Source organism: Bacillus sp. JJ1609, from assembly GCF_036967045.1.
Taxonomy (GTDB): domain Bacteria; phylum Bacillota; class Bacilli; order Bacillales; family Cytobacillaceae; genus Mesobacillus.
In genome coordinates, this window is record NZ_JBALSS010000003.1 from 4,066 (window position 1) to 17,728 (window position 13,663).

Annotated in this window: 14 protein-coding genes; 9 read left to right on the forward strand and 5 right to left on the reverse strand. The window is 43.7% G+C overall.

Annotated features, from left to right (window positions below):
• Window positions 1–182 precede the first annotated feature (182 nt).
• The 3 genes from V7654_RS01830 (at window position 183) to V7654_RS01840 (ending at window position 3,399) form a co-directional block, all read left to right on the forward strand.
• On the forward strand, window positions 183–551 hold the full coding sequence (locus V7654_RS01830; RefSeq protein WP_335428020.1) for an ArsR/SmtB family transcription factor: 369 nt from the start codon (window positions 183–185) through the stop codon (window positions 549–551).
• Window positions 544–2,682: a heavy metal translocating P-type ATPase gene (locus V7654_RS01835; protein ID WP_335428021.1), complete on the forward strand. Its 2,139-nt coding sequence runs from the start codon at window positions 544–546 to the stop codon at window positions 2,680–2,682. The genes V7654_RS01830 and V7654_RS01835 overlap by 8 nt, the downstream gene beginning before the upstream one ends.
• Before the next feature lie 96 nt (window positions 2,683–2,778).
• On the forward strand, window positions 2,779–3,399 hold the full coding sequence (locus V7654_RS01840) for a class I SAM-dependent methyltransferase (protein ID WP_335428023.1): 621 nt from the start codon (window positions 2,779–2,781) through the stop codon (window positions 3,397–3,399).
• Window positions 3,400–3,630: 231 nt separating this feature from the next.
• On the opposite strand, the gene namA is transcribed toward V7654_RS01840, so the two are convergent.
• From namA to proC, 3 genes are all read right to left on the reverse strand, one after another.
• Complete coding sequence (gene namA / locus V7654_RS01845) at window positions 3,631–4,653, reverse strand: NADPH dehydrogenase NamA (protein WP_335428024.1); 1,023 nt, start codon at window positions 4,651–4,653, stop codon at window positions 3,631–3,633.
• A gap of 79 nt (window positions 4,654–4,732) precedes the next feature.
• A complete protein-coding gene (locus tag V7654_RS01850) occupies window positions 4,733–5,878 on the reverse strand; it encodes a glycosyltransferase (protein ID WP_335428027.1) in 1,146 nt (381 codons plus the stop codon).
• Between the two features lie 59 nt (window positions 5,879–5,937).
• Entirely contained in the window at window positions 5,938–6,783 is an 846-nt protein-coding gene (proC, locus tag V7654_RS01855) for a pyrroline-5-carboxylate reductase (RefSeq protein WP_335428028.1), read from the reverse strand.
• A 556-nt stretch (window positions 6,784–7,339) separates the two neighbouring features.
• Here proC and V7654_RS01860 point away from each other — a divergent pair.
• The 4 genes from V7654_RS01860 to V7654_RS01875 all read left to right on the forward strand — a co-directional run bounded on the left by V7654_RS01860 (window position 7,340) and on the right by V7654_RS01875 (window position 11,119).
• Window positions 7,340–8,305: an MBL fold metallo-hydrolase gene (locus V7654_RS01860; RefSeq protein ID WP_335428029.1), complete on the forward strand. Its 966-nt coding sequence runs from the start codon at window positions 7,340–7,342 to the stop codon at window positions 8,303–8,305.
• A gap of 11 nt (window positions 8,306–8,316) precedes the next feature.
• Window positions 8,317–9,108, forward strand: a complete 792-nt coding sequence (locus V7654_RS01865) for an SDR family NAD(P)-dependent oxidoreductase (RefSeq protein ID WP_335428031.1) — start codon at window positions 8,317–8,319, stop codon at window positions 9,106–9,108.
• A gap of 162 nt (window positions 9,109–9,270) precedes the next feature.
• Complete coding sequence (locus V7654_RS01870) at window positions 9,271–9,792, forward strand: sigma-70 family RNA polymerase sigma factor (protein WP_335428033.1); 522 nt, start codon at window positions 9,271–9,273, stop codon at window positions 9,790–9,792.
• Window positions 9,785–11,119: a DUF4179 domain-containing protein gene (locus V7654_RS01875; protein ID WP_335428034.1), complete on the forward strand. Its 1,335-nt coding sequence runs from the start codon at window positions 9,785–9,787 to the stop codon at window positions 11,117–11,119. The genes V7654_RS01870 and V7654_RS01875 overlap by 8 nt, the downstream gene beginning before the upstream one ends.
• A gap of 33 nt (window positions 11,120–11,152) precedes the next feature.
• Here V7654_RS01875 and V7654_RS01880 read toward each other — a convergent pair whose 3' ends face one another.
• A complete protein-coding gene (locus tag V7654_RS01880; protein WP_335428036.1) occupies window positions 11,153–11,344 on the reverse strand; it encodes a YqzH family protein in 192 nt (63 codons plus the stop codon).
• Between the two features lie 238 nt (window positions 11,345–11,582).
• Here V7654_RS01880 and V7654_RS01885 point away from each other — a divergent pair, with 238 nt between their 5' ends.
• Window positions 11,583–12,842 (forward strand): DinB/UmuC family translesion DNA polymerase, encoded by a 1,260-nt coding sequence (locus tag V7654_RS01885; RefSeq protein ID WP_335428037.1) that lies wholly within the window; start codon window positions 11,583–11,585, stop codon window positions 12,840–12,842.
• A 24-nt stretch (window positions 12,843–12,866) separates the two neighbouring features.
• Complete coding sequence (locus tag V7654_RS01890) at window positions 12,867–13,205, forward strand: YolD-like family protein (RefSeq protein WP_335428038.1); 339 nt, start codon at window positions 12,867–12,869, stop codon at window positions 13,203–13,205.
• A gap of 59 nt (window positions 13,206–13,264) precedes the next feature.
• Here the strand turns inward: V7654_RS01890 and V7654_RS01895 are convergent, their stop codons facing one another.
• A complete protein-coding gene (locus tag V7654_RS01895) occupies window positions 13,265–13,480 on the reverse strand; it encodes a CDGSH iron-sulfur domain-containing protein (protein ID WP_207499893.1) in 216 nt (71 codons plus the stop codon).
• Window positions 13,481–13,663 lie beyond the last annotated feature (183 nt).

The following is a 13,663-nucleotide window of genomic DNA, read 5'->3' on the forward strand; positions in this document are numbered from 1 at the left end:
ACGAAAATCAACAGCCTTGCCTATTTTAAACATCTTGGCGAGAAATTACTTTAATCTTGAGGAATAGCTTCGAAAATGGAAACCAGGAAAAATTCCTGGTTTTTATTTTTTTGATTGACAATCAAAAGGTTGTTTGAATATCCTATAATCAAATGAATGTTTGAATGAATGGGGGGATTTTAATGAAGGAACAAGATGTCTGCCAGGTAAATTGTATCGACCGGGAAAAAGTCGACCGCGTGGCTGCACAGGTAAATGAACAAAATACCATTGAAGCAGCTAAGATTTTTAAGGCTTTATCAGATGAAACGAGGGTAAAAATTGCATACTCCCTATATGTTGAAAAAGAACTGTGTGTCTGTGATGTAGCCTCGATCGTGAATTCCTCGACAGCCACGGCATCACATCACTTACGCCTGTTAAAAAATCTCGGCCTAGCAAAATATCGTAAAGAAGGAAAACTGGTCTTTTATTCATTAATTGATGATCATGTTAAACAATTAATCCACATAGCGTTTGAACATCAAAAGGAGATGGAGAACAGTGGTTGAAGCAGCAGAACTACACGGAGAAAAAACGATTTACCGCGTTCAGGGCTTCACCTGAGCTAGCTGTGCCGGAAAGTTCGAACAGAACGTAAAACACCTGGATGGTGTTTTTGATGCAAAAGTAAATTTTGGTGCCTCCAAATTAACCGTTTATGGCAACGCCTCAATTGAAGAACTCGAAAAGGCAGGAGCATTTGAGAATTTAAGGCTATATCCAGATAAAGCAGAAATTGTGCCTGAAAAGAAGAAACCATTTTGGCAGGAAAACCTCACTGTTCTGATTAGCTTATTGTTCATTATTGCGGGGTACTATTTTCAAATAAATGAAGGAGAGAGAAGCCTCACTGCAATAATTTCATTTTTAGGAGCAATTCTTGTAGGCGGTTATTCACTCTTTAAAACAGGATTAAAAAATCTTTTGAGGCTTGATTTTGACATGAGGGCGTTGATGACGGTTGCCATCATTGGAGCCGCGATTATTGGGGAGTGGAGCGAAGGGGCAGTTGTTGTCATCCTGTTTGCAATTAGCGAAGTGCTTGAGCGGTATTCAATGGATAAAGCCAGGGCCTCCATTCATTCGCTGATGGATATCGCTCCTAAGGAAGCACTCGTTCGAAGGAATGAGCGGGAATTCCTCGTGAATGTCAATGAAATTGAAGTTGGCGATATCATGATCGTAAAACCAGGAGAAAAAATCGCTATGGATGGGGATGTCGTCGCCGGATTCTCGGCCGTCAACCAGGCAGCAATTACGGGCGAATCGGTTCCTGCCGAGAAAAATCCAGGCGATGAGGTTTTTGCAGGAACACTGAATGGGGAAGGCCTTATCGAAGTGAAAATCACTAAATTGGTCGACGATACCACCATTGCAAAGATCATTCATCTTGTGGAGGAAGCACAGGCAGAAAAGGCACCATCACAGGCATTTGTCGACCGTTTCGCCAAGTATTATACCCCGATCATTATCCTTGTCGCGTTTTTGGTAGCCATTCTTCCTCCGCTGTTATTTGGCGCTGATTGGAGCGAGTGGATTTATCAAGGGCTGGCCGTGCTAGTTGTCGGCTGTCCATGTGCACTAGTCATTTCAACCCCAGTTTCGATTGTAACCGCGATAGGCAATGCAGCGAAAAATGGCGTGCTTGTAAAAGGCGGAGTCTATCTCGAAGAAATGGGCATGATTAAGGCCATTGCTTTTGATAAAACTGGAACATTAACAAAAGGAATACCAGCCGTTACGGACTATAAAGTGAAGTCTTCATTTGACCATAATGAATTATTATCAGTAATTGCAGCACTGGAGAACAAATCAGAGCACCCGCTAGCTGCTTCTATTGTCCGCAAGGCAGAAAGTGATAACATCACTTTCAAGGATACAGTCATTGAGGAATTTACTTCGGTCACTGGCAAAGGAATAAAAGGGACAGTAGATCGAGTAACTTATTATATCGGCAGCCCTAAATATCTTGATGGAATCATGAGCACTGGAATTCCATCAAATATTAACGCAGAAATTTCCCAGCTGCAGGATGAAGGGAAAACAGTCATAGCTGTCGGGACGGATTCTGAAATGCTTGCCTTAATTGCAGTTGCGGATGAGGTAAGAGAATCAAGCAGGGAAGTCATTTCCCGCCTTCATGAACTGGGCATTGAAAAAACGATCATGCTGACTGGAGACAACAGCGGAACCGCTAAAGCGATTGGCAAGGAAGCAGGAGTTTCAGAAATAGAATCAGAGCTTCTCCCTGAAGATAAGCTGTCATTCATCAAGGAATTGCAAAACAAACACAGCAAAGTGGCAATGGTAGGCGATGGAATCAATGATGCACCGGCACTAGCCGCAGCGACTATTGGTGTCGCAATGGGCGGGGCGGGGACAGATACAGCATTAGAAACAGCCGATATCGCATTGATGGCAGATGATTTGAAAAAACTGCCGTTTACAATAAAACTAAGCCGCAAAACACTGAGGATTATCAAACAGAACATCACATTCGCAATCGGTGTTAAATTGCTCGCATTGCTGCTCGTCATCCCAGGCTGGCTCACCCTATGGATTGCGATTTTTGCGGATATGGGAGCGACGCTCATCGTTACACTGAACGGGTTAAGGCTTTTAAAACTGAAAGATAAATAAAAAATTTTGCTTATGCTTTTGGGGACAAGGATAATCAATCTTCCGTGTTTATACTCCATGAATATAAAGATAAAACTGGAGCTGGAGAGGGATGCAATGAATAATTCATGGAACGCAATCATTTATAAAGGCTGGGCCCCGATTTATGATTGGATTTTCGATGCGGGCCCATTTTCACGGGCAAGGGAAAAACTTTTTAATGATGTACAATTCCAGCCTGGAGACAGGATCTTGTTTGTTGGGGTTGGGACAGGTGTTGATATTAATAGACTGCCAGATGAAAAGCTTAGCGTTACTGCGATAGATTATTCAGAAGACATGCTTCAGAAAGCACAGCAAAAATTTTCGGATTCAGACATTGAGTTCCTGAAGATGGATGCTCAACAGTTAGATTTCCTATCCGAGAGTTTTGATTATGTAGTTGGCAGCTTAATCCTGTCGGTCGTCCCCGACAGCAACCGAGCCTTTGAAGAAATGGCAAGAGTGTGCCGGATAAATGGCACGATCTTAATCTTCGATAAGTTTGCAGAACCAGGTATAGGCTTATCACGCCCGAAGAAATTATTAAGGCATTTGATCAAGGTGCTGGGAACAGACATTGGTATTTCTTTTGAAGCCCTTTATCAGTGTAAAAGAACAGCACTGACGCTGTTATCAGATGAAGGCATCATGTTTGGCGGCATGTATCGCAAAATTACCCTTAAAAAAGTTCAATAAGAGGATGGTCCGGCCGTGAAATGAGTTGCGGCTGGCCTTTTTGTATTTTTTTAAAGGATCATTGAGAAAGAACCCAGATTTCTATTTATACAGATATTTTTCGTCTTTAAACTAAGGAACTTCTAACGAAGAAAGTCATAGTTCTATCCATCGATCATCATTGTATTTTTACTCTTAATTTTTTCCTAAAAAAATAAAGCCGGCATCTTGAATGCCGGCTTCATGAGAGTATTAAAATAACCAGCCACGGCTGTATTGCTTAGGCGGTTCGATGCTTGTTCCAAGTTCTTTTGCTGCTGTGCGCGGCCAATAGGGATCACGGAGCAGTTCGCGTGCAATGAAAATTAAATCGGCACGGTCGTTCTGGAGGATTTCTTCTGCCTGGATTCCAGTCGTAATCAAGCCTACGGCTCCAGTTGCCACGTCCGCGCCATGCTTAATCTTTTCAGCTAATTTGACCTGATAGCCTGGATAAACATTAATTCTCGCGGGAACAACTGCTCCTGAACTGACGTCGATTAAATTAACGCCTAAATCTTTCATCCATGCTCCCATTGTCACATAGTCTTCGACTGTCAGCCCATCATCATGGTAATCACAAGCTGATACTCTGACAAGCAATGGTCCGTCCCATATCGTTTTTACCGCTTCAAGAACTTCTCGCAGGAAGCGGAACCGGTTCTCAGGAGAACCTCCATACTCGTCTTCCCGTTTATTAGTAAGCGGGGAGAGGAATTGATTGATTAAATAGCCATGCGCAGCGTGGATTTCAATAACATCAAAGCCAGCACTTTTTGCCCTTTCGGCAGCAAGTTTGAAGGCCTCGACTGTTTCTTTGATTTCTTCGACTGTCATTGCCTTTGGCTCTTTGTAATTTTCGTCGAAAGCCAGGGCAGAAGGAGCAATGATTTCGTCTCGCAGCGCAGCTTTTCTGCCAGCGTGAGCTAGCTGGATGCCAGCTGCAGCACCATTCTGCTTAATTTGTTCAGTCAATCTTGCAAGCCCTGCCACATGTTCATCGCTCCAAATGCCTAAATCCTGATGGGAAATCCGTCCTTGAGGCGTGACAGCAGTTGCTTCGAGAATGATTAAGCCGACTTGTCCAACGGCTCTGCTCGTATAGTGAGTGACATGCCAATCAGTAACGATGCCATCTTCCTTTTCGCATGAGTACATGCACATAGGAGCCATGACAATTCGATTTTTAAGGGTGAGCCCTTTCATTTCATAAGGTGAAAATAATTTCGTTTCCAAACAAGAAGCCTCCTTTATTTCGTAATACAAAATATATTTTTAGTATAACAGGGCTCTCGTCAGAAGGGAAAAAATGTACTCACAGGTCATCTTTTTTCCGTAGCTCACTTAGCGTGTATTTTGTTCCGCGCCAGATGATACCGCCTCTTTTGAAGGTTAAATAGCTTGCCCTTATGATGGAAAAAATAAAGAGCAGCGCCGTAAAAGGAAGGGCAAAGAACAGCAATGGTGAAAAACGGGTCATTTTTTTTGTAACCATTGTATACAAAATGGCCAGGAAAATAAGATTGATGGCACTCAGCAGGGCTAGGGCCTTGTTATTAGAAAAAATCGTAAAAAACGGAACCACTTGTGAAACAAAGACCCCAAAAATTGAAAACAGCACCATACTGATCCGATAATGCAGTCCCGCAAACGTATTTTTCTCCAGTCCTGCCAGGGCTTCTTTTAAGCTTGGGTACCATTCTACCTCAATTAGTGTCAGGGCTGTCACAATCCGTTGCTTGAGCCCTGCTTCCTTTACCTTCCTGCCGAGCTGCAGGTCATCATCTGGCCGCATCTTGATTTGTTCATGAGTCCCGATTTTTTCATAACTATCCCTTGTAATCATATTGAACGCACCAATTCCAATTCCTGTTTTAGAACGCGAATTATTGGCAAGCCAGGGTCTCTTATAATATGAAAATCCAAATAAAAAGAAGGCCACAAACGCTTTCAGCCAAAACGGTTTTGCGCTTAAATCAGGTGCGGCAGTCATATGGTCCAGCTCATGCTCTTCAAAATAGCCAACAGCTTTTGCGAAAGCCTCCGGGCTGTAAAAGACATCAGCATCTGTAAACAAAATTCGGCTGCCAGATGCATGCTGGTATCCTTTATAAAGGGCATGGTTTTTACCCAGCCAACCTTCAGGTAAAGAAGGTAGATGGATGACTTTGACTCTTGAATCCATTTCCTTGAGTTCATCCATCATACTTCCGGTTGTATCTTCAGACCGGTCATTGACCAAAATCCATTCCACATTGTTATAGGTCTGCACGAGCTGGCTTTGAATGCTCGGTTTAATATGTTCATCTTCATTCCGTGCTGCTACGATCACGCTTAACAGCGGCCCTGTTTCTATCTCCTTTGCTTTTTCCAAAGAGTCAAGCTTACTGAAGCCGATAGCCGCGTCGATTGTCGCTGCAACCCAGATGATGAGAGTCATAGAAAGTAAAATGAAAAGCATTGCCATCCATCCCTCGTGTTTTTCTCCATTGTAGAGAAAAGGAGGGATAGATTGCAATTTTAGAAGCGGCGATTTGCGGATGCCAGTTCGCTTCCGAGCAAGCTGCCAAGTTTTCTTGATTGGGCTGTAGCTTCCTTTATGCATGAAATAAAAGCAGATTGTACCCCATGCTTTTCGAGTACGCTGATTCCAGCTTCGGTTGTGCCGCCAGGACTTGTAACCTCAAAGCGCAACTGTGATGGTTCCTTATCCGATTTCGTCAGCATTTCAGCTGCACCCAGCAATGTCTGGATGATGAGCTGTTTTGCTGTCTGCTTTTCAAGTCCGATCTCTGCAGCGCTTTTTTCCATCGCTTCGACGAGATAATAAATATAGGCAGGACCGCTGCCTGAAAGTCCGGTAACTGCATCAAGTTGGGATTCCTCGACAATCGCTGTCAGCCCAATCGTGTTGAAAAGCTCTTTTACACGCCCTTTTTGTACATCAGTCACATTCTCATTCACTGCCAATGCAGTCGCTGATTTTCCAATCGCAGCTGATGTATTTGGCATCACCCGTGCTACAGCGAGAGATGCTTCAGCCGCCGCCTCGATTGCCGCAATCGATACACCTGCAAGAACGGATATGATAAGCATCTCATCAGTAAGAAAGGATTTGATTTCCTTGATCGCCGAGGCTGCATCCTTTGGCTTCATCGCTAAAACAACGACATCAGCTTCAGAGAAAAGCTCATCATAGTTATATGTCGTCCTTACCCCATATCTCTGCTCCAGCGTTTGGAGTCTGTGTGTGTCCTGCTTATTCGTTAACCACATCTGCTCTCCCGGAAGAAGCCCGCTTGCCCCTATTCCGGAAATCATCGCTTCTGCCATTGAACCTGCCCCAACAAAAACAAGCTTCTTCATCAAGATCGCCTCCATTATTTTTAAGCTTTTTTAACAGCCTCATTGCTACTGGGTATTTTCAGCTGAAAAATAAAAAGGCCTTTCATCCATAAAAGGACGAAAGGCCATGCTTCCGTGGTACCACCTTCATTCACTTTTTCGGCCAGTGCCAAAAAAATGCAGCTCACAATCCGATAACGCCGGTATACGTCCAGGTTTGCCTGGCAGCTCGCAAGGTAGGGTTCAACAGGAAGAGGGCGGCGGAGCCTTTCAGCCGGTGGACTCCACTCTCTTTCGTCATTCCTGTCTACTCGTCTTGCTCAAGTGCTTTTTAAAGTTCATGAAATTTAATAGTGATTATGCAAGAAGGACAACCCTAAAGTCAAGAGGAAATTATATAATTTTTAGTTTTTTCTGAAAAATAGTTTGTAGAATAATGACAATTGGCAGCTTTAAAGGTAAACTTATTTTTATATTGAAAAAATGCTAAGTCTTATAAATATGAATACTTACATACGAATTTTTAAACAAATAGGTTGTTTACCTTATATAAATATAATTTTTGAGGTGAAATGAAATGGCAGAATGGAAAAATGGAATTGCTAAACTTACGTTGCCGACGCCTTTTCCAGTAGGTGACGTAAATGCTTACCTAATAAAAGGAGACAGGCTGACGCTAGTCGATGCTGGTACAAAAACCTCGGATTCATGGGAGTCCTTCAAATCCCAGCTGGCGGAGCTTAAGCTTACTCCAGAAGATATAGAGCAGGTCATCCTCACACACGACCATCCAGACCATGTTGGATTACTTGATTTTATGCCAGATGAACTTGAAGTTTACGGCCACCCGCTTAATGAAAGATGGATCAACAGGACTCCTGAGTTCCAAAGTATACATAAGAAATTTTATGAAAAGCTATTTGTGCAATTTGGCATTCCCGAGCAATATTTTCTGCCATCCCTTAAAGTCATGAAAAAGACTTTAGTGTTTTCGTGTGACCGATCGCTATCGGGGACCCTGGTGGAGGATGACGTTCCTCCTGCTCTCCCAGGATGGCGAGTAATTGAGACTCCAGGACATGCGCAGAGTCATATCGTCCTTTTACGTGAGAAGGATGGGGTCATGATTGCAGGAGATACAATCCTTGCGGGCATCTCGCCCAACCCTTTGCTTGAGCCGCCGCTTCCAGGCGATTCAGAGCGGCCCAAACCGCTCGTGCAATATAATGCTTCGCTAAAAAAACTGCTGAAGTATCCGATAGGACTTGTATACACTGGGCATGGAGCGGAGATAACAGAATTGCACACATTAATAGAAAAAAGGCTTGCCAAACAGCATGACAGGGCCATGCAGGTGAAGAAAATGCTCGAAGGCAAGGAACTTTCTGTGTTTCAAATATGTACACTGTTATTTCCTTCGGTTTATGAACGTGAGTTGAATTTGACTATTTCTGAAACAGTTGGGCAGATAGATTATTTACAGTCCCTTGATGAAATTAATGTCAGGGAAGAAGGAACAGCCTTCTTTTACACAGCTAAATGAGGTGAATTTTTGTGCCATCGTTAACAGGAAAGAATATTATCATTACTGGAGCTTCAGGAGGAATCGGTGCTGAGATTGCCAGGCTTTGCGCAGAACGGGGAGCGAATCTTGTGCTCCTTGCAAGGGGCATTGAAAAATTAGAATTAATGAAAAAAGAATTGGAATTAACCCACTCAGTCAAAGTATTTGTCCATCAATTGGACGTGTCTGATACCGACGCAATTCGGACTGTTTTCACTAAGGTCATTGACGAAATAAAGCACGCGGACATTTTGGTCAATAATGCTGGTTTCGGGATTTTTGACCTCGCCCACGAAGCAAAGATCGACGAAATCAAAGCGATGTTCGACGTGAATGTCGTTGGTTTGATGGCTTGCACATCCATGGTTCTGCCAGGCATGAAGATGCAGAGGAGCGGTCATATCATCAACATCGCATCGCAGGCAGGCAAGATAGCCACCCCAAAATCGAGTGTCTATTCGGCAACGAAACATGCTGTCCTTGGCTATACGAACAGCCTGCGCATGGAGGTGGCCGATGACAATGTGTATGTGACGTCAGTCAATCCTGGGCCAATCGAAACAAATTTCTTTACTATTGCCGATAAGCAGGGTACGTATGTCAAGAATGTTAAAGCGTTCATGTTAAAGCCTGACTATGTCGCAAAACAAGTCGTGGACCGGATGCTGACAAAGACCAGGGAAATCAATCTCCCGCGCTGGATGAATGCAGGCAGCATTTTTTATGCGCTTTTCCCACGCGCCTTTGAGCGCATTGGCAGGAAGGCTTTCAACAAAAAATAACAACCTTTCGAAACCGCCGTGTTTTTGTGGCGGTTTTTATTTTGAGCCCTATACCAAGCAATTTTGCTATCTGCAGGTATTTAAAAGATTTTTTTAAAAAATGTAAAACTTTTTTCTAGCTTCCATGTCTAATAGGTAGATACAGTGTAAGGGGGAGACACATTGGAGCTTCAAGATTTAGTCCTTAAGGCGAAAAAAGGTGATGAAGCGGCATTTTATGAGCTGATGCAGCTTCATAAAATCCGCCTTTACCGGATCGCCCTGAGTTACTTAAGGAATAGCGACGACGCGGTTGAGGCGCTGCAGGAGGTCACATACAGGGCGTTCAGCTCCATCCGAAAGGTAAAGGAGCCGCAATATTTTACAACCTGGATTACGAGGATCTTGTTAAACTACTGCAATGATGAATTGAAGAAGCGGAAACGGATTCTCGTTAGCGATGACCTTATCAGCCTGATGGGGGCGGAACACCAGTCAAACTGGCTGGAGGTAGAGGAAGTCATTGGCAAGCTTGAACCAAAAATGAGGCAGGTCATTGAACTGAAGTATGTGCATGATTTTAAAATCAAGGAAATTGCCGATATTCTTGATTGTCCTGAAGGCACTGTGAAGACATGGCTTAATAAAGGGCTGAAGGAGCTCCGCGGACAGCTCGGGGAGAAGGGGGAATTGGGCTATGCTTAATGCTGAGGAAAATAAGTTAACTCAGGCGCACGCTGCACTCGAGAATATCGACATCCCTGAATTCCAGTTGGATCAAGCGATTTCAGCAGGAATCAGCAAAGGGAAAAGAAAGGAAAAGAAAAATCTGCTGCTAATGAGGACGTTAGCATCTGCCGCCATCCTGATTTTTGCTTTTACAGCCTTGCTCAGGACATCAGAAACCTTCGCCTCCTATGTTACCTCGATTCCTGGAATGGAGAAGATTGTAGAGTTAGTCCGTTTTGACAAAGGCTTGACGGCAGCAATCGAAAATGACTTTGCCCAGAAAATCGGCGTATCAGATGAACATGAGGGCCTGAAAATCACCTTGGATTCAGCGATTGTTGATGAACAGATGATGGTGCTGTTTTATAAGATTGATTCTTCTGCTGGTCACAAGGAAATTGCGATTGATAACATCCAGCTTACCGATGACAAAGGAAAGAAATTGGAATTAAGCTCCTCTTTCTCTGTGGGACCAATTGATTTACAAAAAGAAGGGGAGACTGTTCAGGAAATGACCTATTACTTTTATGGAAAGGTCGCTCCTGAAAATATGAAGTTGAGCTTCCAGCTTGCTGAAGGGAGAACGGAAACTGGAGAGCTGCGTAATAAACTTGCTGATACATGGGTTCTTCCTTTCTCAATTGATAAGGAAGCCTACAAGGATAAGAGAGAAATCATTGAGGTAAATAAAACGGTCAGTTTTGAAGGCCAGAAGGTAACAGTTGAAAAGGTATCGATTTATCCAACAAGGATTGGTGTTACTGTTCATTTTGATGAGAAAAACACTAAGCAGATTTTCGCGATCGAAGACCTTCGTATCGTTGATGAAAGCGGCGAGGAATGGGCAACAATCGCAAATGGAATCAGTGCTTCCCATATTAGTGATTATAAGCAGGAAATCTATCTCCAGAGTAATTTCTTTAAAAATCCAAGAGAGCTTTATTTGAGATTCAGTTCAATCAGGGCCCTCGATAAGGATCAACTGACAGTTGTTGTCGACCCTGATCAGCTTAAGATTATCGAAAGACCACGCGACGGTCGTCTTCTGAGAGTGGAAAGAGAAGGCGAGGATTTGAAATTCACTTATCTTGGAGAACGGGGAGTTACTCCATTTCAAAACGCGATTGACTCAGAAGGAAAGCAAATTGGCAGCGGCCAATCAATGTGGACCACCGACGGCGTGGCAGAACAGCAAATCCTGCTTCCTTATTTTGGGGAAGATGCCGCCCCAGGACTGATCACTTTGCAAATAACCGATTATCCTACGAAGGTTAAAGGTGATGCCAATATTAAAGTAAAATGAATTGAAGGCTGTCCCTGCACTGGGGCAGCCTTTTTATGTAGCCAAAAATTCATAAACCGCATCATTGATGATATCATGCAAGTCCGCTTCAGGTTCCTGGTTTTTCAGCTCGGTAATCTTCTTATATATTTCTTCGAATTCCACTTCGCCAAACGGCAGTGAATCATCATGCCGATACTGTACGAAGCACTTCTGAACCATTTTGCGTATGAGTTTTTCATCCATAACATTAGCACCTCTCATCCTGATTATACTCTCAACTGCCAGCCGAAAACAGCCTCCTGTAAAATTGTCCAGCTCTGGCATGCCCCCCCAAATAAACCTTAATTAAGTCATTCCGCCGGAAATTCCCCATTGAAACCGAACGCATATTCGCTTAATATTATGGGTATAATGAAACAGAACAAACGTTCCTTTTATTAGGAACGAAACATAAACTAAGCAGAAAGGAGAGACACAGAAAATGGTCGATTACAGCGAAATGCCGCAAAACAAAATTCTTTGTGTTGATATGAAAAGCTTCTATGCCAGTTGTTCCGCGGTCATGCTCGACCTTGATCCTCTTGAATGCTACCTGGCTGTAGTCGGGAACCTCGACCGTCCGGGAAGCGTCGTCCTGGCAGCCTCGCCCCGTTTGAAAAAGGACTTTGGCATTAAAACCGGATCGCGAAAGTTTGAAATTCCCGATGATCCGCGAATTATTGTCGTTGATCCCCAAATGTCAACGTACCTGAGAATTTCCACTGAAATCTCCCGTGTATTCAATCGCTATGTCCCAAAGGAAGCGATCCATACCTACAGTGTCGACGAAAGCTTTATAAAAGTAGATGGAGCTTCAAAGCTTTGGGGAGACGCTTCCTCAATAGCAAAAAAAATCAAAGATGATATCGAGCGCGAGTTCCAGCTTCCTTGCGCAATCGGGATTGGCCCGAACATGCTGATGTCAAAATTATGCCTTGACCTTGACGCGAAGAAGAAGGGAATTGCCGAGTGGACATATGAAGACGTACAGACAAAGCTGTGGAATGTCTCACCGCTTCGCGAAATGTGGGGAATAGGCCGCCGTGTCGAAAAAACGCTGAACGGCATGGGGATTTTCACAGTCGGTCAGCTTGCACGCTATGACCTTGAAAAATTGGAGAAAAAATTCGGTATTATGGGCAACCAGCTTTACTGGCATGCCTGGGGAATTGATTTTTCGGATATCGGTGCCCCGATCATGGAAGGGCAGGTCAGCTTTGGAAAAAGCCAGATATTGCTTCGAGATTATAAAGAGGAAGAGGAAATCAAGCATGTCATTCTTGAAATGTGCGAGGAAGTGGCACGCCGGGCAAGGAACCATGGGAAAGCAGGACGGACAATCAGCTTTGGGATTGGCTACAGCCAGGATGAATTTGGCGGAGGCTTCCACCGTTCAAGGACGATAGAAGAACCTACGAATGTCACGATGGAACTGTATCGCGTATGCCTTGAGCTATTTGCTGAGAACTATACAGGAAAAACGGTGCGCAGCATTGCGATTTCACTTGGAAACCTCGTTGTTGACAGCGAATTTCAATTGAGCTTATTTGAGAAGAACGGATGGAAGAAGAAGGAGCTTGGCTATGTGATGGACCGGATTCGCAGCCGATATGGCTCGGCAGCGTTGCTAAGGGCTGTTTCTTATACTACGGCTGGTACAGCAAGACATCGTGCCGCGTTGGTCGGAGGGCATAAAGGCTAATAATGATAGTGGGGAGGAGATTTTATGATTCGTGACCGAGGAAGAATTAAATGGACGTCCATGATGCTTCCTGAACATGTAAAGCTGTTGCGGGACTGGGCGCAGGAAGACGAATATGAAAAAGAAAAACAGCTGGATGAACAGCAGCTCGAACAATTGAATGAAACCATCCTGGAAGCGATGGAATATAACCGTCCGGTCAGCATCGCCTATTATCGTCAGCGGAAGTATGAACTGGTGATTGGGAAAATCCATTACTGGAATGAACTCGGCCAGAAACTTCATATCGTGGACAAATTCGAAGAAATCCATCGCATTCAGCTTTCAGCCATTGCCGATGTCCGGCATGCGGATGAATGGTGACCAAGAGAGAATTCGCTCCATAAAAAAAGAGCAATGGGATACCCATTGCCCTCTCACTATTACTCAGTCTCATCAGGCTGAGGAGCACGCACGACTGATTCAAAATTTCCTTTGTGGGAAGCATCGCAAAACGGCATATTTTTACTCATGCCGCAGCGGCAAAGCGAAAAAGCCGGCTTTGTTTCGAATTTGTTCCCGGCACCATCCAATAATTCTACATCTCCAGTAATCCTTAATGAACCATTATCATTTACTTTAATCTGTACTTTTGTCAAAAAAAACACTCCTTCACAAAATTGTCACAATTACCTTTGATAGTATAAGTTAACCAAGAAAATTGCAAGACTATTTTGAAAGGGGAATGCACCCTTCATAATCAGATAAGGTGAGAAGTTATGTTAAAATATAGGCTCTGTTAAAGTTAAAGGTGATTTTTAGCACCTGTTGATTGTAGTGGA

Coding starts and splice junctions, on each gene's coding strand:
- V7654_RS01885 (WP_335428037.1), top strand. CDS start 11,583: ATGGTCGATTACAGCGAAATGCCGCAAAACAAAATTCTTTGTGTTGAT.
- V7654_RS01875 (WP_335428034.1), top strand. CDS start 9,785: ATGCTTAATGCTGAGGAAAATAAGTTAACTCAGGCGCACGCTGCACTC.
- V7654_RS01850 (WP_335428027.1), bottom strand. CDS start 5,878: ATGCTTTTCATTTTACTTTCTATGACTCTCATCATCTGGGTTGCAGCG.
- V7654_RS01840 (WP_335428023.1), top strand. CDS start 2,779: ATGAATAATTCATGGAACGCAATCATTTATAAAGGCTGGGCCCCGATT.
- V7654_RS01880 (WP_335428036.1), bottom strand. CDS start 11,344: ATGGATGAAAAACTCATACGCAAAATGGTTCAGAAGTGCTTCGTACAG.
- proC (WP_335428028.1), bottom strand. CDS start 6,783: ATGAAGAAGCTTGTTTTTGTTGGGGCAGGTTCAATGGCAGAAGCGATG.
- V7654_RS01860 (WP_335428029.1), top strand. CDS start 7,340: ATGGCAGAATGGAAAAATGGAATTGCTAAACTTACGTTGCCGACGCCT.
- V7654_RS01890 (WP_335428038.1), top strand. CDS start 12,867: ATGATTCGTGACCGAGGAAGAATTAAATGGACGTCCATGATGCTTCCT.
- V7654_RS01830 (WP_335428020.1), top strand. CDS start 183: ATGAAGGAACAAGATGTCTGCCAGGTAAATTGTATCGACCGGGAAAAA.